This is a genomic window from Actinacidiphila sp. bgisy167 (genome assembly GCF_965342175.1).
GTDB lineage: Bacteria > Actinomycetota > Actinomycetes > Streptomycetales > Streptomycetaceae > Actinacidiphila.
In genome coordinates this window covers 1-21,852 of record NZ_CBDRBL010000076.1, presented here as the reverse complement: position 1 = coordinate 21,852, position 21,852 = coordinate 1, and the positions used below count along the sequence as shown (strand labels likewise).

The following is a 21,852-nucleotide window of genomic DNA, read 5'->3' as shown; positions in this document are numbered from 1 at the left end:
CTCATCGGTGCCCCGGTAACAGGTCCGTGGGGGAGCGGAGCGTGAGGCGTGGGATGGCGGCGGGGCGGGCAGACGGCCCGTGGACCGGGGGCGGCCGGGCACTGCCGTGGTCCGCCCCATCGCGCGCAGGTCCAACACGCGCGCCTACCTGGCGACATGGCAGTTTCCGTCGCATGGACGCAGATTCAGTCAAGATCCATCGTTTCCCGGATGTTTCCATGTCGTAAATGGCCAGGTCGGCGAGGCGATTCGGCTCCGTCGTCGACCGGCGGTAATCGGCCGCCGGATCTTCGCACTACTGACAGGGTGAGTTCCTACTGCAACCATCCTTCCGCCATGACCCCCTGGGAAGCCCGGTGATCCCTCGGCTTCCCCCGGTTGGACGGCCGTCGGCGATCGCCTGGCGGCCGAACGGAAGGAAAGTCAGCAGTGCGTAACTCCCTCAGCGGGCGATCGGCCTCTGGCAGACGCCGGTCCCTGTCACTGCTCGCCGCGGCAGTGGCGGTCGCCACTCTCGCCGGCGCCGCGTCGTCCTCCGCGGCGGGCGCCGCCTCTCCCGAGGCCGCGTCCGCGCGGCACGCAACAGGAGCGCTCCCTCAGATCAAGGCGACGCCCAGGGCGGGCGCCGCAGCCGTGGCCCTCTCGCCGGAACAGCGCCGCAAGCTGCTCGACAAGGCAGCCGAGAGCGCCGCGGACACGGCTCGCGAGCTGGGGCTCGGCGCCCAGGAGGCGCTGGTTCCCCGCGACGTCGTCAAGGACGCCGACGGAACGGTTCACCTCCGCTACGAGCGGACGTACGCCGGACTGCCCGTCCTCGGCGGCGACCTGGTCGTGCACCGGCGGGATGCGAAGCCGTCCGTCACCTACGCCTCGAAGGCGAAGCTGTCCCTGCCGACGACCAAGGCCGAGGTTCCGGCGGCGACCGCCAGGAAGTCGTCCCTCAGCACGGCCGCGACCGAGGGCACCGACGAGGCGGCGGTCGACGCGGCCCCGCGCCTGGTCGTCTGGAACAAGGGCGAGAAGCCGACGCTGGCCTGGGAGTCGGTCGTCACCGGCGTGCAGGAGGACGGGTCTCCGAGCGAGCTGCACGTCGTGACCGACGCGGCGACCGGCGACGTCCTGGAGACCGCCGAGCAGGTGGAATCCGCCACGGGCAACAGCCAGCACAGCGGGCAGGTCACGATCGGCTCCACCCGCCAGGACGACGGCACCTTCGTGCTGACCGACCCGCAGACCGGACACCGGACGCTGGACGCGAGCGTGGACTCCCGGGGCGTTCCGTTCACCGACGACGACGACGTGTACGGTGACGGCACCGCGGCGGACCCGCAGACCGCGGCGGTGGACGCCGCCTATGGCGCGCAGACCACCTGGAACTTCTACCACGACCGCTTCGGCCGCAACGGCATAGCCAACGACGGCCGCAGCAGCTACTCGCGCGTGCACTACGAGCAGTCGCGAGGGGTCCCTCTCGCCAACGCCAACTGGCAGGACGGCTGCTTCTGCATGAGCTACGGCGACGGCGCGGACGGACAGCACCCGGTGACGTCGCTGGACATCGCCGCCCACGAGATGACGCACGGCGTCACCTCCACCACGGCCCGTCTCGGCGACTACGGGGAGTCCCCGGCGCTGAACGAGGCGATCAGCGACATGATGGCCGCCGCGGTCGAGTTCTTCGCCGACAGCAAGACCGACGTGCCCGACTACCTGGTGGCCGAGGAGAGCGACCTCCACGGCGACGGCAAGCCCATCCGCTACATGGACCGCCCCAGCAAGCTGGGTCCCCACCCGACCAACGGCGAGGTCCCCCTGGACTACTGGTCGCCGAGCGCGAAGTCGGCCGAGGCGCACATGGCGGCGGGCATCGGCGACCACTTCTTCTACCTGATGGCCGAGGGCAGCGGGCGCAAGACCATCAACGGCGTCGACTACGACAGCCCGACCTACGACGGCCAGCCGGTGGCCGGCATCGGGCTGCACAACGCCACCAACGTCGTGTACCGCGCGCTCACCGTCTACATGACCAGCACCACCGATTACCCGGGCGCGCGGACGGCCACGCTGCAGGCCGCGGCCGACCTCTTCGGCACCCAGAGCGACGCCTACGAGTCCGTCGCCAACGCCTGGGCGGGCGTCAACGTCGGGCCCCGCTTCGTCCAGCACATCGCCGTGGAGTCCCTGCCCACCGAGCCGGTGGCCCTGGGCCAGCCGGTCAGCCGGCAGATCACGGCGATCAGCACCCGTCCCGGCGCGCTGAGCTACTCGGCCGAGAAGCTGCCCAAGGGCCTGTCCATCGACCGCAGCGGTCTCATCACCGGCACGCCGAGCAAGGCCGGCACCTATGACACGGTCATCGACATCACCACCTCGGCGGCCGAGACCCGGTCGATCCCGGTGACCTGGACCGTGCTCGAGTCCGGTGGGCACTTCTTCGTCAACCCCACGACCTATGTGATCCCCCAGTGGGGCCAGGTGGAGTCGCCGCTGATCGTCAAGGGCAAGCCGGGCAAGGCGCCGCGCGAGCTCAAGGTCACGGTCGACCTCGACCACGGGTTCACCGGCGCCCAGGTGATCGACCTGATCGCCCCTGACGGCACCGTCATCCCGGTGAAGCCCTGGGTGTGGGAGCAGCTGCCCGAGCTCCACGAGACCTACACCGTCGACGCCTCGGCCGTCCCGGCGGTCGGCACCTGGAAGCTGCGTGTCATCGACGGCACGCCCGGCTTCTACGACCTGGACCCGGGTCACCTGCAGCGCTGGAGCCTGACCTTCTGACACTCCACGTTCCCGGCCGCGTCCTCGCGCGGTGATCGTGCCGCCGGGCTCCCTGGAGCCCGGCGGCACGGTCGTCACCGGCCGCCGTGCCGTCGGGCCTCAGCAGTACGACGCTCGGAGGTCCCTCCCGCCGGGCCTTCCGACAAAGCGGTCCCGGCCCGTCACAGAGGCTCCGGCCCGACCTGCGGGGGCTCCACGAAGAAGCTGTCGTGGCGGAGCAGGAACTCCCGGAACGCCGCACCCCCGCGCAGCGCCATCTCCCCCGCCCTTTCGACGTACTCCTCCCGGGGCGCGCCGGGTGCGAAGAGCAGCAGCATCGACGCCGGCTCGTCCGAGTCGTTCTGGAAGGCGTGCAGGCCCCCGGCCGGCACGTGGAGGAAGTCCCCGGAGCGGGCGGTGATCCAGCGCTCGCCGTCGAAGAGCTGCAGCGCCCCGGAGAGGACGAAGAAGGACTCCGAGATCGACCGGTGGAAGTGGGTGCTGGGGCCCGGGGAGCCCGGGGCCATGTCGACCCGGTACAGGCCGAAGCAGCCGCCCGTCGACGCGTGCGTGGCCAGGTAGTGGGTGCGGTTGCCCGAGGGCGCGATCACGTCCGCGGCGGTGTCGGCGGACCGGAACAGGGCGCTGACCTCGCCCTGCTCTCCGAGATAGCGGGGCTCGGGGTAGGACATGATCGTTCGTCGCCTCCTTCGGCAGCGGTCAGACAGACGGTGCCACATCCGACCGGCGACTGAGGCCAGCGCTCCGGGGAGCAGGGCCGAAAGGCCGACGAGACGTGTCCGGGGTGCCGGGGGCGGTCGCTTCGGGACCGCCTGACGCTGGACGTGGCGACGGCGCCGCGCCGGTGACACGATGGCATGAGCACATCCGTCACAACGCTCTCGACCGGGGGAACGCATCCGATGGGCAAGGAGATCAGCGACGCGGACCTGATGGACGTCGCCGCCGACCCCGCGCAGGCCCGCCGCCTGCGCAAGGCGCTCAGGACACTCGCCGACACGCCGGATGCCGACGGCAGGCTCAAGGAGATGGCGCGGGAGGTGCTCTCCGGGCGCCTCGGCATGCGTGAGGCGCTGGGCTCGGGCGCCTACCTTGGCGCGATCGGCGACCGGGTGGCGGAACTGAAGCGCGCCGACGAGCGGTTGACGCCCGAGGAGCGGGCGGCGCGGGAGGAGCAGGCCCGGCGCTGGTTCGCGCAGCAGGCCGACCAGGAGGCCGGGGCGGACAGTGCGGACCGGGAGCGGGGAGCCGCCGCCCGGCGCGCCCTCCGGGACGCGCCGCCCCCCCTACCGCCCACCGTCCGCGCGCGACTGAGGTTCGGCGTCCGGGGACGGGCGCCCCCCACGAGCAGGCCATGGCCTCGAACGCGGCTTCGGCGGCGGGCACGGCCGGGCCGACCAGGGAACAGGTGGTCCGGCCGGGCGGCAGCACGGCCACGACCCGGCGCACGCCGAGGGCCACGGCCGCGTCGCGGCGGATCTCAGGCATGCCCCCGGACAGCGAGAACCCTGCCGCACCGGGTGCGCCGACGCAGCCGCGCCATCTCGTCCTCAGCTGACCGCGCCGTTCGTGCCGCCGGCAGCACCGGGAGCGGTGCGGGCCACCGCGTCCGACCGTGAGGCCGTACGGCGTGAGGCACGCCGGTCCACCGACCCGGGGGCCTGAGGCGGCCGGCGTTCCTCGCCGGGCTGCTCGGGCTCGCGCGGGGCGGACGACCGCGGGCGCGCACCGCGCGGGAAAGGCGTTCGCCGTGTCCGGCGCTTTGAACCTGTCGTCGCGCGGGGGAGTGGCGGTCCCGCAGATCGTGATCCGTGCCGTGCCGTGCCGTGCCGTGCCCGCGTCGCGGCGAGCGGAGAACACCGCACGTCACTTTCCGCATCCGCCGTTTCGTCCGGTGACCTCGCGTTTCCCCCACCGACCCAGGGAGGGTGTCTCCCGCGCCGCCACGCGCCACCTGGGGCGGGCCGACGGGCCCGCCCCAGGTGCCGCCTGGCGCACAAGATCAGCTCTCCGGCAGGAAGCCCGTCTGGATGAGCTGGCTGCCGCGGCGCCGCGTGATGAACTGCGCCCGGCCCGCGGGCAGCCTGGACGCCTTGACGTTGCCGAAGATCGGGCCCTCGCCCGGATCGCCGGACAGCAGCACACCGGTCGCGCCCAGCTCCTTCACGCGCGTCAGGAACGGCTCGAAGGACGACCGCGACGCGCCCGACGTGCTGCGCGACAGCACGATGCGCAGGCCCAGGTCGCGGGCGAAGGGCAGGTACTCCATCAGCACCTGCATCGGGTTGCCCATCGAGGTGGCGACCAAGTCGTAGTCGTCCACGAAGATCCAGGCGTCCGGCTCGCTGTACCAGCTGCGGTTGCGCAGCTGTTCGGGCGTGACGTCCGGACCGGGCATGCGCCGGCTCATGGAGCCGGCGAGCGACTCCATGACCTCCTGCAACTGCGGCCCGGAGGCGCAGTACTTGTACAGGTGGCTCTCCGGCACCTGCCCCAGCAGCGCCCGGCGGAAGTCGGCGACCACGAACAGCGCCTTGGCGGGCTCGTAGCGCTCGCTCACCTGCTTGGCGACGAGCCGCAGCAAGGAGGACTTTCCGGACTCGCTCTCGCCGTAGACCACGAACAGCGGGTCGGTCTCGAAGTCCACGAACACCGGCGCGAGGCTGAGCTCGTCCACACCGATCGCGACGCCCCGGTCGGAGAAGTCGCCGCCCCCGGGCAGTTCGCTCGCCGGAAGCATCGTCGGCAGCATCCGCACCTTCGGCGCGGTCGGGCCCTGCCAGTTGGCGTTGACCGAGGCCACGAACTGCGCCGTGCCCTCCGACAGGTCCTCCACCTCGGAGGAGGCGTCGACGCGGGGCAGCGCCGCCAGGTAGTCCAGCTTCTCGGGGGACAGACCGCGGCCCGGCTTGCCGACCGGCACGTTCTCGGCGCGCCTGCGGTCGAACTCGGACTCCATTGGATCGCCGAGGCGCAGCTCCAGGCGGCTGAGGATCTGGTCGCGCAACGCGGGGCGCATCTCGGTGTAGCGGGTGGCGGTGACGACCAGGTGGATGCCGAAGCCCAGACCGCGGGTGGCGATGTCGTTGATGACCGGGTCGAGCATCTCGTAGTCGGTCTTGAAAGTGCTCCAGCCGTCGATGACGAGGAACACGTCGCCCCACGGCTGGTCAGGGAAGTGCCCCGAGGCCCGGCGGGAGCGGAAGGTGCCCATCGAGTCCACAGCGTTGGCCCGGAAGAACTCCTCGCGGGCGTTCAGGATGCCGTGCACCTCGGCCACCGTGCGGCGCACCTTCTCCGCGTCCAGCCGCGAGGCGACCCCGCCGACGTGTGCCAGCTGCTCCAGGGCGAGCAGGCCGCCACCGCCGAAGTCCAGCGCGTAGAACTGCACTTCCCGCGGGGTGTGGGTGAGCGCGAAGGACGCGATGAGCGTGCGGACCAGCGTCGACTTGCCGGACTGCGGACCACCGACGACCAGCGTGTGACCGCCGGAGCTCGACAGGTCCGCGTACATCACGTCGCGGCGCTGCTCGAAGGGCTTGTCGACCAGCCCGACCGGCACCTGCAGCTTGCCGGTGGCGGTGTAGCCGTCCGCGTGCAGGCCCCGCTCGGCACTCACCGTCAGCGGCGGGAGGATCTGGTCGACGCTGAAGGGCTCGTCCAGCGGGGGCAGCCACACCTGGTGGGCCGGCGGGCCCTGGCCCTCGAGCCGGCCGACGATGACGTCGAGCACGGTGTCGGCGAGCGCGTCGTCCGTCTGCCCGGGGCGCTGCTGCGGCTCCGGCGCGGTGACGATGCGCACGGGCACCGGCGCGGCGGTGAACAGCACGGGCGAGCGGTCGATGCGCGCCCCGCTCGCCGTGCGGGTGCCCGGCGTCCGGTAGGTGCCCGACACATAGGCGGCCTTGAACTGCACCATCGTGTCGGTGCCGTACTTCAGGATGCCCGCGCCGGGGACGGCCGGCAGGTGGTAGGCGTCGGGCACACCGATCGCGGTGCGCGACTCGGCCGCGGAGAAGGTCCGCAGACCGATGCGGTACGACAGGAAGGTGTCCAGGCCGCGCAGCTTGCCCTCCTCCAGGCGCTGCGAGGCCAGCAACATGTGCACGCCCAGCGAACGGCCGATGCGGCCGATCTGGATGAACATCTCGATGAAGTCCGGCTTGGCCGCGAGCAGCTCGGAGAACTCGTCGATGATCAGGACGAGCGAGGGCAGCGGATCGAGCGCCGCGCCCGCCGCGCGGGCCTTCTCGTAGTCGGTGATGTTCGCGTAGTTGCCGGCCTGCCGCAGCAGCTCCTGGCGTCGGGTCAGCTCCCCGGTGATGGAGTCGCGCATGCGGTCCACCAGGGTCAGCTCGTCGGCCAGGTTGGTGATGACCGCCGACACGTGCGGCATCGTGCCCATGCCGGTGAAGGTCGCGCCGCCCTTGAAGTCGGCGAGCACGAAGTTGAGGGTCTCCGAGGAGTGGGTGACGGCCAGGCCCAGCACCAGCGTGCGCAGCAGCTCGGACTTGCCGGAACCGGTGGCGCCCACGCACAGGCCGTGCGGGCCCATGCCCTCCTGCGAGGCCTCCTTGATGTCGAGCATGACCGGCTCGCCGGTCTCGCCGAGGCCGATCGGCACCCGCAGCCGTTCATGGAGGGTCCGCGGCCGCCAGGTCCGCGCGACGTCCACCGACGCCGCGTCGCCGATCCCCATCAGGTCGGTGAAGTCCAGGTTCGCCAGCAGCGGTTCGTCCGCGTCCGCGGCGCCCAGCCGCAGCGGCGCGAGCTGCCGCGCCAGCGACTCGGCCTGCACCGGGGAGAGCACGTCGGGGACGCCGGTGAAGGCGCCCGCCCCGGCCTCCAGGTACAGCTGGTCGCGCCACACCTGGATGGACAGCGAGCCGCGCGCGTCGTCCAGCTCGCCCGGAACGACCTCCAGGATCGTGACGCCCTGCAGCCCCTCGGCGGAGGCGATCACCGAGTCCGCCGGCACGCCGCCGCCGTCCAGCACGATCACCACGTGCGGCTGGTCGAGCACCGCCTGGCCCTCGCGGTTGAAGCGCGGCCGGCCGTCCAGCTCGTCCGCCAGCAGCTCCTCGACCTCGCCCAGGTCGCCGCATATCAGACGCCGGGAGCCCGCGCCGTCGTGGTCCTTGTGCTGGGCGTGCGGCAGCCACTTGACCCAGTCCCACTCCGGCTGGGCGCCGGGGGCCGCCACGACGGCGACGACCAGGTCCTCCGGCGAGTGCAGGGAGGTCAGCTGGCCCACGATGGAGCGGGTGTGCCCGTAGACGGTGTCCGGGTCCCCGGAGATCGTCACGTGGTAGAAGGAGCGCAGCCCCACCGCCAGCGGCAGGTTGTCCAGGGAACCGTGCGCCGCGATGAACTGCTGCATCGAGTGCGCGGTCAGCGGCTCGAGTTCGTCCACCGGGGCGGTCTCGGGCGCCACCAGCGGCGTCGCCAGCTGCTGCGGGCCGAGGCCCACCCGTACCTGCGCGAAGTCCGGGTCGGTGGAGCGGCGTTCCCACACCCGTGAGCCCTCGGCGACCAGCGCCCACAGCTGTTCGGGCGCGGGATGCAGGTAGTACTGGGCGTCGCGCTGCCTGCGGGCGGTCCTGCGCACCGCGCGGCGCACCTGCGCCAGGTACTTCAGGTAGTCCCGGCGGGCCTCCGCCATCTGCCCCGACGGCCCCTTGCGGGCGCGCACGATCTGGGCCACCACCATCGCCACGGTGGAGCCCATCATGAGCACGCCCATGACCTTCATGAACCCGCCCGAGGTCCCGGACCCCGTGGGCAGGAAGAAGAACGCCGCCGACGAACCCATGCCGAGCATCGGCAGCAGGTTCATCAACAGGCCCTGGTCCTCGCCGCGCGGCAGTTCGGGCGGAGCTTCGAGCCGTACCTCCTCACTCGGCACCTCCGGCGGGTAAACCCGCGGCGGGCGCTTGATGACGACCACGCTCACCGATGCACCAGTCCTTCACGCGAATCGCAGTTCGGGCCGCCCCCCGTGGCGACGGTCCCCCGTTTGGCACGTCCCGGTCGCGCTCCGCCCCGAGTGGGGCGGCCACCGGACCACAGGCAGGTCGCGATCCTACTGGGCATGACACTTCGAGGGCACTGATACGACTGGTCGACAGGGGACTTGGGGTACCCGGTAGGGTGACGGATCGCGAAGCGCGGAACGGGGGTCCGACCCTGGACGGCCCGCGTGGACCCCGCTCCAACCCACCCATCACCGGACGAGGGGGACACTCCAGGTGAGCACGGTCTCAGCGACGGGATTCTGCAGAGTCACGGTGGCGGCGCCGAACAGCAGGATCGATGTGGCACTCCCGGAGGACGTGCCGCTCTCCGACATCCATCCGGAGATCCTGCGCCTGTCCGGCCAGACGCCCGACGAAGCCGCCCCCACCGGCTACAACTTGGTCCGCCGTGACGGGCGCGTCCTCGACGGCACCCTGTCCCTGGCCGAACAGCGCGTCCACGACGGCGAACTGCTGCTGCTGCGGCCCTTCGCGGACTCGCTGCCGCCCGCCGTCTTCGACGACGTGGTCGACGCCGTGGCCGCGGCGGTCGAGACCGACCGCCGCGGCTGGAACGACCGCTTCATGCGCGGCGTCGGCCTGACGGCGGGCGTCCTGCTGCTCGTCCTCATGGCCTTCGTGCTCTGGTTCTCCGAACCGGCCAGGCACGACATGCACGGCTTGCCCGGCATCCTCGCCGGCGCCGCCGGCCTGGTGCTGGTGGCCCTCGCCGCGGTCCGCGCCCGCGTGTACGACGACCGCCACTCCGCCGTCGCACTCGGCCTCGCCTCCCTGCCGCTGCTGCTCGTCGCCGGCTCCGGGATCATGAGCGTCGGCAGCGATGAGGGACCCGGCCGGCTGCACTTCCTCATCGGCTGCGTCGTCGTGCTCGTCGCCGCCGTGCTGCTCGTGCTGATGCTGCCGCAGGGGGACGCGCCGTTCGTCGCGGCAGCCTTCACCGCCGGCGTCGGCACCGTGGCCACCTTCCTGGCGATCCTCACCGACGCCGCGCCGCGCGAGGCCGCCGCCGTCACCGCCGTCGTCATGGTCGCCGTCATCGGCTTCCTGCCCGGCTGGTCCGCCCGCTTCGCCCGGCTGCCCATCGGCTTCCGTTCGCCCGACCAGGTCCAGGCCCGGCACCGCGGCGACGGCGACCGGCGGGGCGAGGAGGAGCCGGTCGACTTCGACCGGATCACCGGCCAGGCCCGCCGCGGCCACGAACTGCTGCTCGGCCTGGTCGGCGGCTGCGCCGCCGCGATCGTCGGCAGCGCCGGCGTCGTGCTCGGCTTCTCCGACAGCTCCTGGGCGCAGCTGCTCGCCCTCGTCACGGGCCTCGCGACGCTCATGCGCGCCCGCCTGTTCCGCTACACCTCGCAGGTCGTGACGCTGATGGTCGCCGGTGTGCTGACCTCCGGGCTGCTGGTCATCGGCCTCTCCCTCAACCTGCCGGCCGACGTCCTCACCGACCTGCTGCGCGGCAACCACTCCTCGCTCGACATCCGCACCGTATGGCTGTCGGCCGCGGTCGCCTTGGGCGCCGCCCTCCTGGTGGCGATCGCCCTCATCGTCCCGAGCAAGGGCGTCACCCCCTTCTGGGGCCGGATGCTCGACCTCGCCGAGGCGACGGTGCTGCTCTCCCTCATCCCGCTCGCCCTCGCGGTCCTCGACCTGTACGCCGAGGCCCGCGGGATGACCAGCGGCTGACCGGGCAGACGCACGGCGGCCCACGCCGGCGGCCACCCCGCCGCACCCCGCCCCTCGGCGGGCCAGGAGGGCCGCAGTACCGGCCACCCCGGCCCCGGACATCGCACCGGGCCCGGGGTGGTACTCTGTGTGACCGACGTGTCCGCCCATCCGCGGCACGTCCTGCCCTCCGGGTCATCGAAGCTTCTCCTGTGACGCAGACCAGGGGCGCTCGGAGGCACGAACCACAAGGAGACCGTATGTCGCTCGACGTCGCGACGAAGAAGCAGATCATCGCCGAGTTCGGCACCAAGGAGGGCGACACCGGCTCCCCCGAGGTCCAGGTCGCGCTGCTCTCGCGCCGCATCTCGGACCTGACCGAGCACCTCAAGACCCACAAGCACGACCACCACTCGCGCCGTGGTCTGCTGATCCTGGTCGGTCAGCGCCGCCGCCTGCTGCAGTACCTGGCCAAGAAGGACATCCAGCGCTTCCGTGCGCTGGTCGACCGCCTCGGCATCCGCCGCGGTGCGGCCGGCGCCCGCTGAGACGCCGTGAGGGGAGCGGTTCCCAGCCGGGAGCCGCTCCCTTTGCGTACCCGCGCAACCGCGCTGGGCGCGAGAGCGACGCCGGGACTTTGTACTCTGGTCCCATACACAACGCCATAGAGCATGAGGAGGGCGCGTCCTCCTAGCGCCACCAGAGCCGGTCCTCGGTAGTGGCCACCCGGGCAGCACGTACGTCCCGGTGGCTTCGATCGAAGACCGGCCCGGCGGGACGCCCCTCCACCGACGGCCCCCGGGAAGACGCCCGGAGGCACGAAAGAGGAGAATTCCCATAGTGGAGAACGAGACCCACTACGCCGAAGCCGTGATCGACAACGGCAGCTTCGGCACCCGTACGATCCGCTTCGAGACGGGCCGGCTGGCTCGTCAGGCCGCCGGCTCGGCCGTGGCCTACCTGGACGACGACACCATGGTGCTGTCGGCCACCACCGCCTCGAAGCACCCGAAGGACCAGCTCGACTTCTTCCCGCTGACGGTGGACGTCGAGGAGCGCATGTACGCGGCCGGGCGGATCCCCGGCTCCTTCTTCCGCCGTGAGGGCCGCCCCTCCGAGGACGCGATCCTCACCTGCCGCCTCATCGACCGCCCGCTGCGCCCGTCCTTCAAGAAGGGCCTGCGCAACGAGATCCAGGTCGTGGCGACGGTCATGGCGCTCAACCCCGACCACCTCTACGACGTGGTCGCCATCAACGCCGCCTCCTGCTCCACGCAGCTCGCCGGCCTGCCCTTCTCCGGCCCGATCGGCGGCGTCCGCGTCGCGCTGATCCGCGGCCAGTGGGTCGCCTTCCCGACCCACACCGAGCTGGAGGAAGCCGTCTTCGACATGGTCGTGGCCGGCCGCACCCTCGAGGACGGCGACGTCGCGATCATGATGGTCGAGGCCGAGGCCACCGACAAGACGATCAAGCTCGTCGAGGGCGGCGCCGAGGCGCCGACCGAGGAGGTCGTCGCCGCGGGTCTCGAGGCGTCCAAGCCCTTCATCAAGGTGCTGTGCAAGGCGCAGGCCGACCTCGCCGCCAAGGCCGCCAAGGAGACCGCCGAATTCCCGATCTTCCTGGACTACCAGGACGACGTGTTCGAGGCGCTCGAGGCCGCCGTGGCCGATGAGCTCAAGCAGGCGCTGACCATCGCCGGCAAGCAGGCCCGCGAGGCCGAGCTGGACCGGGTGAAGGCGCTCGCCGCCGAGAAGCTGCTCCCGCAGTTCGAGGGCCGTGAGAAGGAGATCTCCGCGGCCTACCGCTCGCTGACCAAGAAGCTGGTGCGCGAGCGCGTCATCAAGGACAAGGTCCGCATCGACGGCCGCGGTGTCACCGACATCCGCACCCTGGCCGCCGAGGTCGAGGCGATCCCGCGGGTGCACGGCTCGGCGCTCTTCGAGCGCGGCGAGACCCAGATCCTGGGCGTCACCACGCTGAACATGCTGCGCATGGAGCAGCAGCTTGACACGCTCTCGCCCGAGACGCGCAAGCGCTACATGCACAACTACAACTTCCCGCCGTACTCCACCGGCGAGACCGGCCGCGTCGGCTCCCCGAAGCGCCGCGAGATCGGCCACGGCGCGCTGGCCGAGCGGGCGCTCATCCCGGTCCTGCCGGCCCGCGAGGAGTTCCCCTACGCCATCCGCCAGGTCTCCGAGGCGCTGGGCTCCAACGGCTCCACCTCCATGGGGTCGGTCTGCGCCTCCACCATGTCGCTGCTGAACGCCGGTGTGCCGCTGAAGGCCCCCGTCGCCGGCATCGCCATGGGCCTGATCTCCCAGGAGATCGACGGCGAGACGCACTACGTCACCCTCACCGACATCCTCGGTGCGGAGGACGCCTTCGGCGACATGGACTTCAAGGTCGCCGGCACCAAGCAGTTCGTCACCGCGCTGCAGCTGGACACCAAGCTCGACGGCATCCCGGCGTCGGTCCTGGCCGCCGCCCTCAAGCAGGCCCGCGACGCCCGTCTGCACATCCTCGACGTGATGATGGAGGCGATCGACACTCCGGACGAGATGTCGCCGAACGCCCCGCGCATCATCACCGTCAAGATCCCGGTGGACAAGATCGGCGAGGTCATCGGCCCCAAGGGGAAGATGATCAACCAGATCCAGGAGGACACCGGCGCCGAGATCACCATCGAGGACGACGGCACCATCTACATCGGTGCCGCCGACGGCCCGTCCGCCGAGGCCGCCCGCGCCACCATCAACGGCATCGCCAACCCGACGATGCCCGAGGTCGGCGAGCGCTACCTGGGCACGGTCGTGAAGACCACCACCTTCGGCGCCTTCGTCTCGCTGCTCCCGGGCAAGGACGGCCTGCTGCACATCTCGCAGATCCGCAAGCTGGCCGGCGGCAAGCGCGTCGAGAACGTCGAGGACGTCCTCGCCGTGGGCGCCAAGGTCCAGGTCGAGATCGCCGAGATCGACCAGCGCGGCAAGCTGTCGCTGATCCCGGTCATCGAGGGCGAAGAGGCCGCGGCCGACGACAAGGCCGAGGACGCGTCCGAGAAGTGACCACCCGCTCCACTCGTGTGACGGCCCGCCCCACCACCAAGGGGCGGGCCGTCCGCACGCAGACCCTGCTTCCCGGCACCGACGGCATCGGCACGGTGCGGCGCAGCGTGCTCCCCGGAGGACTGCGCGTCGTCACCGAGACCCTGCCGACGGTGCGCTCCGCGACCTTCGGCATCTGGGTCGGTGTGGGCTCACGCGACGAGACCCCGGCCCTGAACGGCGCCACCCACTACCTGGAGCACCTGCTCTTCAAGGGCACGGCGCGGCGCAGCGCGCTGGACATCTCCGCGGCGATCGACGCCGTCGGCGGCGAGATGAACGCCTTCACGGCCAAGGAGTACACGTGCTACTACGCGCGTGTCCTCGACACCGACCTGCCGCTGGCCATCGACGTCGTCAGCGACATGCTGACCGGCTCCCTGATCCGCCAGGAGGACATCGACGCCGAACGCGGCGTCGTCCTGGAGGAGATCGCGATGACCGAGGACGACCCCGGCGACCAGGTCCACGACCTGTTCGCCACCGCCATGCTGGGCGACTCCCCGCTGGGGCGGCCCGTCCTCGGCACCGTCGACACCATCAACGCCCTCACCCGCGACCAGGTCGCCCGCTTCTACCGGAGGCACTACGACCCGACGCGGCTGGTCGTCGCCGCCGCGGGCAACATCGACCACGCCACCGTCGTCCGCCAGGTCCGCAGGGCGTTCGAGAACGCGGGAGCGCTCCGCGACGCGGACGCCGTGCCCCGCCCACCGCGCGGCGGCGCCCGCACCCTGCGCGGTCAGGGCCGGGTGGAACTGCTGGAGCGCCGCACCGAGCAGGCCCACGTCGTACTCGGCATGCCCGGGCTGTCCCGGCACGACGACCGGCGCTGGGCCCTGGGCGTGCTCAACACCGCGCTGGGCGGCGGAATGAGCTCCCGGCTGTTCCAGGAGGTCCGCGAGAAGCGCGGTCTCGCCTACAGCGTCTACTCCTACACCTCGTCCTTCGCGGACTGCGGCCTGTTCGGCGTGTACGCCGGCTGCCAGCCGCGCCGCGTCCACGAGGTCCTGCAGATCTGCCGCGAGGAGTTGGACCAGGTCGCGGAGCACGGGCTGAGCGACGAGGAACTGCACCGTGCCATCGGCCAGTTCTCCGGATCGACCGTGCTCAGCCTCGAGGACACGGGCGCGCTCATGAACCGGATCGGCAAGAGCGAGCTGTGCTGGGGCGAGCAGATGTCGGTGGACGGCACCCTGGAGAGGATCGCCGCGGTCACGCCCGACGAGGTGCGCGCCGTCGCCCGTGACGTCCTGGGGCAGCGTCCCTCACTGGCCGTCATAGGCCCGCTGAAGGACCGCCAGGCAGCCCGCCTGCACGATTCCGTCGCCTGAGCCGCGGGTCCCGGGTCCGGGACCCGCGGCCCGCGCCGTACCGACCGACCCTCTCGAACGTCTGGACCGGAGGACTGGAACGATGAGCAAGATCCGCGTTGGTGTGATCGGGGCCCGCGGCCGCATGGGCGCCGAGGCGGTCAAGGCCGTCGAGGCCGCGGACGACCTGGAGCTGGTGGCGGCGGTCGGCCGCGAGGACAAGCTGGAGACCCTCGCCGAGAACGGGGCCCAGGTCGCGGTCGAGCTGACCACCCCGGGTTCGGTGATGGGCAACCTCGACTTCTGCCTGCGGCACGGTATCCACGCCGTCGTCGGCACCACCGGCTGGACCGACGAGCGCCTGGACACGCTGCGCGGCTGGCTCGGCGCCGCGCCCGGCATCGGTGTGCTCATCGCGCCGAACTTCGGCATCGGCGCCGTCCTGGCCATGCGCTTCGCGCGCCAGGCGGCCCGCTTCTTCGAGTCCGCGGAGATCGTCGAGCTCCACCACCCGGACAAGGTCGACGCGCCCAGCGGCACCGCCGTCCGCACCGCGCAGCTCATCGCCGGCGCCCGCCGCGAGGCCGGTCTCGGCGACCAGCCGGACGCCACCGCCACCGCCCTGGACGGGGCGCGCGGCGCCGACGTCGAGGGCGTTCCCGTGCACGCGGTGCGGCTGCGCGGGCTCGTCGCCCATCAGGAGGTCCTCTTCGGCGACGCGGGAGAGGTCCTGACCATCCGTCACGACTCCATGAACCGCGGCTCCTTCATGCCGGGCGTGCTGCTCGGCGTGCGCAGGGTCGCCTCCACGCCGGGGCTCACCTTCGGTCTGGAGCACTTCATGGACCTCGACTGACCGACCGAGAGACACCGACTGAGAGCCGGGCCCGCCCACCATGCGCGCAAAGATCACTTATTTCGTACTCGCGGCCGTGCTGGTCGTCTACTTCGTCCTGGCAGGCGCCCGAGGTGTCTGGCTGATCCAGGACGGCCGCCCGGTCACGGTGGTCCTCGGCGCGGCCGTCCTCGTGCTGCCGCTGGTCGGCGTCTGGTTCCTGGTCCGCACGACGCAGTTCGCGCGCAACGCGGACCGGCTGGCCCGGGAACTGGAGGCCGAGGGCGGACTGCCGGAGGACGAGCTGGTGCGCACCCCGAGCGGGCGCGTCGACCGGGCTTCCGCCGACGCCGTCTTCGCCAAGCGCAAGGCCGAGACGGAGGCCGCGCCGGAGGACTGGCGGACCTGGTTCCGGCTCGCCGTCGCCTACCACGACGCCCGTGACACCCCGCGAGCCCGCAAGGCCATGCAGCGGGCGATCACCCTGCGCGGAAAGGCGCCGCGGGCCTCCTCCTGAGGCGACGACGGTACGGCGGCGGTCCCGCACGGGCGGCGTCCCGGAACGGCTGAGGGAGCCCGGACGGGGTGACGACGGTCGTGGGCGCCCCCACGGCGGCGCCGGCGGCGGGCCGGGCCGTTCGGCCGCCGGCAGGGGTGTACAGCCCCGCGGCCGCCCACCACGCCGGCTCCCCGCGCAGACCGGGGCGGGGCCCCAGCGGCTCCCGCCGGCCAGGACGAAGGCGATCGCCGCGACCGGCTGACGGGATCCGCGAAGGCCGGCGGGCCTAGCGGGCCGAGGCCCTGGCGGCCCGGCTCTCTATGGCGTCGGCGGCCTGGTCGAAGGCTTCCGTACGACCCAGGAAGTCCGCGTTGTGGTCGGTCAGCAGCGGCCGCAGCAGTACGCCGTCCGCCCGGGTGACGACCAGGGCCTGGCCCTGCACGGTCCGGGGCAGGCCCAGCCACTTCACCGGCTGCTGGGCCGTACGGACGGAACCGACGCGGTTCCATGGCAGCGTGGTGGTGTACAGCAGCCCCACCTGCCGCAGGCCCCGAGGGCTCACCCACAGGCCCACGCGCAGCAGGCGCAGGGTGCAGCCGACCGCCAGGACGGCGGCGGCCACCGTCGTCACCACCCCGGACCCGTTGCCCGCGAACCCCATGATCACTGCGGCGATGAGCAGGTAGGAGGCGAGCATCAGCAGCATCGCCGCCGCGGAGACCCGCCAGGGTCCCGGGCGGTAGGGGCGGACCCACCCGTCTTTGACCTGGTGCGGAAGGGCGGCGTCCGCGGCGTACTCGTCGTGGCCGCTGTCGGCGGCGAGGAAGGGCAAAGACACATCGGTGAGGCTAGCGGGCCCGGTCGGGACCGGCCAGCAGTGGTCCGCCGGTCGTCTGCCTTGCTCCGCTTTGCGGGGAGTGGGGTCCATGTCGGCGGGTGTCGGGTGATGTGCAGCCGGCGCATAGGCTGGGCGGCGCCCCAAGCTCCGTGAGGAAGGACGCCCGGTGACCGACACCCACGCCGACGATTCCGTGCAGTTCCGCGACGACGTGACCGTCGAGCTCGTCAAGCACAGCGCCGCCGACTCCGACGTCCTGTGGGCCGCCCGGGTCTCGACGGCCGGCGAGCAGTCGCTGGCGGAGCTGACCAAGGACCCGGAGCGCTCCAAGGGCCTGATCAACTTCCTCATGCGGGACCGCCACGGCAGCCCCTTCGAGCACAACTCGATGACCTTCTACATCAGCGCCCCGATCTTCGTCTTCCGCGAGTTCATGCGCCACCGGGTCGGCTGGTGCCTCGCGGGCGACACGGAGATCACGCTGGTGAGCGAGGCGGGCAGTATCCGCCACCGTTCGATCGAGGAACTGCACCGCCTCTGGCACGCCGGCGTGGAGGACCAGCTGCCCGCATCCGCGGGCGGTGTGACGTGGCACGCGCAGGCGGGCAAGTGGATGGCGGGGGTACAGCGCGGCGACACCAGCCACTATCTCGGGCTCCACGAGAGCCGTGAGGCCGCCGACAGCGCCGTGGCCGAGTTCCGCGAGCAGCACCCGAGCACGCGTCTGCGGGCACTGGAGTCCGTCCGCCGCAGTCACGTGCGCTGCCACGACGAGGAGACGCTCCTCCCGCAGCGCGCCCGCATCGTCGACGTGATCGAGTCCGGGGTCAAGCAGCTCATCCGGATCACCACGGCGTCCGGACGCGTCCTGCGGTGTTCCGTGGACCATGCGATCCTCACCCCCGAGGGGTGGGCGAAAGCCGGGGAACTGGCGGCCGGGGACGCCGTCATGGCCACCGGGGCCGCCTCGAGCCCCGCGCAGGCGCCCGTGCCGGTGCCGGTGCCGGTGCCGCCGAGCCTGAGTCGCGGCATCGGTGTGTGGACGGCCATGCACCGTGAGCAGCTGATCAAGGAGACGGACACCTGCTACCTGTGCGCGCGGTCCCTCCCGCGGGAGTCGCTCGCCCTGGACCACCGTGTCCCCGTCGCCGCCGATCTCGGGCTCGCCCTCGACCCGGGCAATCTGGCTCCCGTCTGCGAGGACTGCCACACCCGCAAGAGCGGCGAGGAGCAGGCGGCCGCGAGGCGCGCCGGCGAGGCCTCGGCGGCGGTGCCCGACCGCATCGTCGAGATCGTCCAGGACGGCGAGGAGATGACCTACGACCTGTCCGTCGAGGGTCCGTGGCACAACTTCCTCGCGGGCGGCATCGTGGTGCACAACTCGTACAACGAGGAGTCCGGCCGCTACCGGGAGCTCCAGCCCGTCTTCTACGTCCCGGGCGAGGCTCGGAAACTCGTCCAGCAAGGCCGCCCCGGGAAGTACGAGTTCGTCCACGGGTCGCCCGAGCAGCACCAGGCCGTGACGGAGGCCATGGAGGCCTCCTACCGGCAGTCCTACGAGGCGTACCAGAAGATGCTGGCGGCAGGCGTCGCCCGCGAGGTCGCCCGGGCCACGCTGCCCGTCGGCCTGTTCTCCTCGATGTACGCCACCTGCAACGCCCGCTCGCTGATGCACTTCCTCGGTCTGCGCACCCAGCACGAGCTCGCCAAGGTCCCGTCCTTCCCGCAGCGCGAGATCGAGATGGTCGGGGAGCGGATGGAAGCCGAATGGGCCAAGCTCATGCCGCTCACCCACGCCGCCTTCAACGCCAACGGCCGGATCGCTCCGTAGCAGGTCACCACTCATCCGGAATCTTCCGATTGCCGGGTTTAGTGCAATTCGTCTAGTCTGCAGAAACGGATTCCGGTGCTGCTTGAACCCCCGAGCAGGCAGCGCCGGAGTCCTCATCGCAGGTCCCGAGGGGATGTCCCGGCACCGGCACCGAGTAGCGTTGGACTCATGGCTCCGACCTCCACCCCGCAGACCCCCTTCGGGCGGGTCCTGACCGCAATGGTCACGCCGTTCACCGCGGACGGCGCCCTCGACCTCGACGGCGCGCAGCGGCTCGCCGCCCACCTCGTCGACGCCGGCAACGACGGCCTGGTCGTCAACGGCACGACCGGTGAGTCGCCGACCACCAGCGACGTGGAGAAAGAGCAACTCGTCCGGGCCGTGCTGGAGGCGGTCGGCGGCCGCGCCTTCGTCGTCGCGGGCGTGGGCACCAACGACACCCGCCACACCGTCGAGCTGGCCCGTCAGGCGGAGCGCGCGGGTGCCCACGGGCTGCTCGCGGTGACGCCGTACTACAACAAGCCCCCTCAGGAGGGCCTGTACCGGCACTTCACCGCCGTCGCGGACGCCACCGGCCTGCCCGTCATGCTCTACGACATCCCCGGCCGCAGCGGCGTCCCCATCGAGACCGAGACCCTCGTACGGCTCGCCGAGCACCCCCGCATCGTCGCCAACAAGGACGCCAAGGGCGATCTCGGGGCGGCGAGCTGGGCCATCAGCCGCAGCGGACTCGCCTGGTACTCCGGCGACGACATGCTCAACCTGCCGCTGCTGTCCGTAGGCGCCGTCGGCTTCGTCTCCGTCGTGGGACATCTGGTCAGCCCGGAGCTCCGGGCGCTCCTCGAGGCCTACCTCGCCGGTGACGTCCACAAGGCGGCGGAGATCCACCAGAAGCTGCTCCCGGTCTTCACCGGGGTCTTCCGCACCCAGGGCGTGATCACCACCAAGGCAGCCCTGGCCCTGCAGGGCCTGCCCGCCGGCCCGCTCCGGCTTCCGCTCGTGGAACTCGGCGACGCCGCGACCGCCCGACTGAAGCAGGATCTCGCCGCCGGCGGGGTACAGCTGTGACCACAGACTTAAGAACTGAATACCGCTCCATGAGGACAACGCAACAGAAAGCACGCTGTCGTGCGCGCACGGTGTCCCCGGGCCATCGCCCGGGGTCCGTGGCGTGCGTGGTGAGGAGATATTTTGAGCCATCCGCACCCTGAGCTCGGCCCGCCCCCCGCGCTCCCCGCAGGGGGTCTGCGCATCACCCCGCTCGGCGGCCTCGGAGAGATCGGCCGCAACATGACGGTCTTCGAGTACGGAGGCCGACTGCTGATCGTCGACTGCGGGGTGCTCTTCCCCGAGGAGGAACAGCCCGGAGTCGACCTGATCCTGCCGGACTTCACCTCCCTCCGGGACCGCCTGGACGACATCGTCGGCATCGTGCTCACGCACGGCCACGAGGACCACATCGGCGCCGTCCCGTTCCTCCTGCGGGAGAAGGAGGACATCCCGCTGATCGGCTCGAAGCTGACCCTGGCCCTGATCGAGGCCAAGCTCGCCGAGCACCGCATCCGCCCCTACACCCTCGAGGTCGCCGAGGGGCAGCGCGAGCGCATCGGGCCGTTCGACTGCGAGTTCGTCGCGGTCAACCACTCCATCCCGGACGCTCTCGCGGTCGCCATCCGCACCCCGGCCGGCACGGTCGTGCACACCGGCGACTTCAAGATGGACCAGCTGCCCCTCGACGGCCGGCTCACCGACCTGCACGCCTTCGCGCGGCTGTCGCAGGAGGGCATCGACCTGCTGCTCGCGGACTCCACCAACGCGGAGGTCCCCGGCTTCATCCCGCACGAGCGGGACATCCTGCCGGTGCTGCGCGATGTCTTCGCCAAGGCCGACAAGCGCATCATCGTGGCCAGTTTCGCCAGCCACGTGCACCGCATCCAGCAGGTCCTGGACGCCGCCCACGAACGCGGACGCAAGGTCGCCCTGGTCGGGCGCTCCATGGTCCGCAACATGGGGATCGCCCGCGACCTCGGCTACCTCCGGGTCCCGGCGGGCCTGATCGTCGACGTCAAGACGCTCGACGACCTCCCCGACGAGAAGGTCGTCCTGGTCTGCACCGGCTCCCAGGGCGAGCCGATGGCGGCGCTGTCCCGAATGGCCAACCGGGACCACCAGATCCGCATCGTCGAGGGCGACACCGTCGTCCTCGCCTCGTCTCTCATCCCGGGCAACGAGACCGCGGTCTACAGGGTGATCAACGGCCTCACCCGCTGGGGAGCCAAGGTCGTGCACAAGGGCAACGCCAAGGTGCACGTCTCCGGCCACGCCTCCGCCGGCGAGCTGCTGTACTTCTACAACATCTGCAGGCCCCGCAACCTCATGCCGGTGCACGGCGAGTGGCGCCACCTGCGCGCCAACGCGGCTCTCGGGCAGGCCACCGGCATCCCGAAGGAGCGCTGCGTCCTCGCCGAGGACGGCGTGGTCGTCGACCTCGTCGACGGCGTCGCCAAGGTCACCGGCAAGGTGCAGGCGGGCTATGTGTACGTGGACGGCCTCTCGGTCGGCGACGTGACCGAGACCTCCCTCAAGGACCGCCGCATCCTCGGCGAGGAGGGCATCGTCTCGGTGTTCGTTGTCGTCGACAGCACGACCGGCAAGGTCGTGGGCGGCCCGTACGTCCAGGCGCGAGGGTCCGGGATCGACGACGAGGCCTTCAACGCCGTACTCCCCAAGATCGAGGAATCGCTTGCCCGCGCCGCCTCCGACGGCGTCGCCGAAGTTCGGCAGCTGCAGCAGCTCATCCGGCGTGCGATCGGCAAGTGGGTCTCCGACAACTACCGCCGCCGCCCCATGATCCTTCCCGTGGTCGTGGAGGTCTGACGCGCCAACAGGAGCGGGGCGCCCTCGATTTGCATCGGGGTGCCCCGCTCCAGTACGTTGGCACAACCCCCGCGACGAG

General features: G+C 71.5%; 12 protein-coding genes and 3 pseudogenes. 12 read left to right on the top strand and 3 right to left on the bottom strand.

Annotation, left to right across the window (positions count from 1 at the left end; all coding sequences use genetic code 11):
- Positions 1-429: 429 nt before the first annotated feature.
- Positions 430-2,778: a M4 family metallopeptidase gene (locus ACRWND_RS24315; RefSeq protein WP_431952865.1), complete on the top strand. Its 2,349-nt coding sequence runs from the start codon at positions 430-432 to the stop codon at positions 2,776-2,778.
- A gap of 161 nt (positions 2,779-2,939) precedes the next feature.
- Here ACRWND_RS24315 and ACRWND_RS24310 read toward each other — a convergent pair whose 3' ends face one another.
- Both ACRWND_RS24310 and eccCa read right to left on the bottom strand, forming a co-directional pair.
- Positions 2,940-3,449: a cupin domain-containing protein gene (locus ACRWND_RS24310; RefSeq protein WP_431952863.1), complete on the bottom strand. Its 510-nt coding sequence runs from the start codon at positions 3,447-3,449 to the stop codon at positions 2,940-2,942.
- Positions 3,450-4,780: 1,331 nt separating this feature from the next.
- Positions 4,781-8,731 carry a type VII secretion protein EccCa gene (eccCa, locus tag ACRWND_RS24305; protein ID WP_431952861.1) on the bottom strand — a complete coding sequence of 1,317 codons (3,951 nt, stop codon included), beginning with the start codon at positions 8,729-8,731 and terminating at the stop codon, positions 4,781-4,783.
- A 295-nt stretch (positions 8,732-9,026) separates the two neighbouring features.
- Between eccCa and eccD the strand changes: the two genes are divergently transcribed.
- The 6 genes from eccD to ACRWND_RS24275 all read left to right on the top strand — a co-directional run bounded on the left by eccD (position 9,027) and on the right by ACRWND_RS24275 (position 16,245).
- Positions 9,027-10,496 carry a type VII secretion integral membrane protein EccD gene (gene eccD / locus ACRWND_RS24300; protein ID WP_431952859.1) on the top strand — a complete coding sequence of 490 codons (1,470 nt, stop codon included), beginning with the start codon at positions 9,027-9,029 and terminating at the stop codon, positions 10,494-10,496.
- Between the two features lie 239 nt (positions 10,497-10,735).
- On the top strand, positions 10,736-11,023 hold the full coding sequence (gene rpsO, locus ACRWND_RS24295) for a 30S ribosomal protein S15 (RefSeq protein WP_018562610.1): 288 nt from the start codon (positions 10,736-10,738) through the stop codon (positions 11,021-11,023).
- 292 nt (positions 11,024-11,315) lie between these two features.
- Positions 11,316-13,541, top strand: coding sequence for a polyribonucleotide nucleotidyltransferase (locus tag ACRWND_RS24290; protein WP_431952856.1), 2,226 nt, complete (start codon positions 11,316-11,318; stop codon positions 13,539-13,541).
- Complete coding sequence (locus ACRWND_RS24285) at positions 13,538-14,914, top strand: M16 family metallopeptidase (protein WP_431952854.1); 1,377 nt, start codon at positions 13,538-13,540, stop codon at positions 14,912-14,914. Before ACRWND_RS24290 ends, ACRWND_RS24285 begins: the two co-directional genes overlap by 4 nt.
- Positions 14,915-14,996: 82 nt before the next feature.
- Positions 14,997-15,749 (top strand): 4-hydroxy-tetrahydrodipicolinate reductase, encoded by a 753-nt coding sequence (gene dapB, locus ACRWND_RS24280; RefSeq protein ID WP_431952852.1) that lies wholly within the window; start codon positions 14,997-14,999, stop codon positions 15,747-15,749.
- Between the two features lie 40 nt (positions 15,750-15,789).
- On the top strand, positions 15,790-16,245 hold the full coding sequence (locus ACRWND_RS24275) for a hypothetical protein (RefSeq protein ID WP_431952850.1): 456 nt from the start codon (positions 15,790-15,792) through the stop codon (positions 16,243-16,245).
- A 268-nt stretch (positions 16,246-16,513) separates the two neighbouring features.
- On the opposite strand, the gene ACRWND_RS24270 is transcribed toward ACRWND_RS24275, so the two are convergent.
- On the bottom strand, positions 16,514-17,065 hold the full coding sequence (locus tag ACRWND_RS24270; protein WP_431952848.1) for a hypothetical protein: 552 nt from the start codon (positions 17,063-17,065) through the stop codon (positions 16,514-16,516).
- A 166-nt stretch (positions 17,066-17,231) separates the two neighbouring features.
- Between ACRWND_RS24270 and ACRWND_RS24265 the strand changes: the two are divergent.
- From ACRWND_RS24265 to ACRWND_RS24245, 5 genes and pseudogenes are all read left to right on the top strand, one after another.
- Positions 17,232-17,519: pseudogene (locus ACRWND_RS24265) on the top strand (FAD-dependent thymidylate synthase); the annotation flags it as partial.
- A pseudogene (locus ACRWND_RS24260) lies at positions 17,499-18,443 on the top strand (HNH endonuclease); the annotation flags it as partial. The pseudogenes ACRWND_RS24265 and ACRWND_RS24260, both read left to right, overlap by 21 nt.
- A 3-nt stretch (positions 18,444-18,446) precedes the next feature.
- Positions 18,447-18,896 (top strand): annotated as a pseudogene (gene thyX, locus ACRWND_RS24255) (FAD-dependent thymidylate synthase); the annotation flags it as partial.
- Positions 18,897-19,064: 168 nt separating this feature from the next.
- Positions 19,065-19,964, top strand: coding sequence for a 4-hydroxy-tetrahydrodipicolinate synthase (gene dapA, locus ACRWND_RS24250; RefSeq protein WP_431952846.1), 900 nt, complete (start codon positions 19,065-19,067; stop codon positions 19,962-19,964).
- Positions 19,965-20,087: 123 nt separating this feature from the next.
- Positions 20,088-21,773, top strand: coding sequence for a ribonuclease J (locus ACRWND_RS24245; protein WP_431952844.1), 1,686 nt, complete (start codon positions 20,088-20,090; stop codon positions 21,771-21,773).
- The last annotated feature ends 79 nt before the right edge of the window (positions 21,774-21,852 follow it).

What these genes read in the sequence shown, in the direction of transcription:
- ACRWND_RS24310 (WP_431952863.1), bottom strand. Translation starts at nt 3,449, where the DNA reads ATGTCCTACCCCGAGCCCCGCTATCTCGGAGAGCAGGGCGAGGTCAGC.
- rpsO (WP_018562610.1), top strand. Translation starts at nt 10,736, where the DNA reads ATGTCGCTCGACGTCGCGACGAAGAAGCAGATCATCGCCGAGTTCGGC.
- dapB (WP_431952852.1), top strand. Translation starts at nt 14,997, where the DNA reads ATGAGCAAGATCCGCGTTGGTGTGATCGGGGCCCGCGGCCGCATGGGC.
- ACRWND_RS24275 (WP_431952850.1), top strand. Translation starts at nt 15,790, where the DNA reads ATGCGCGCAAAGATCACTTATTTCGTACTCGCGGCCGTGCTGGTCGTC.
- dapA (WP_431952846.1), top strand. Translation starts at nt 19,065, where the DNA reads ATGGCTCCGACCTCCACCCCGCAGACCCCCTTCGGGCGGGTCCTGACC.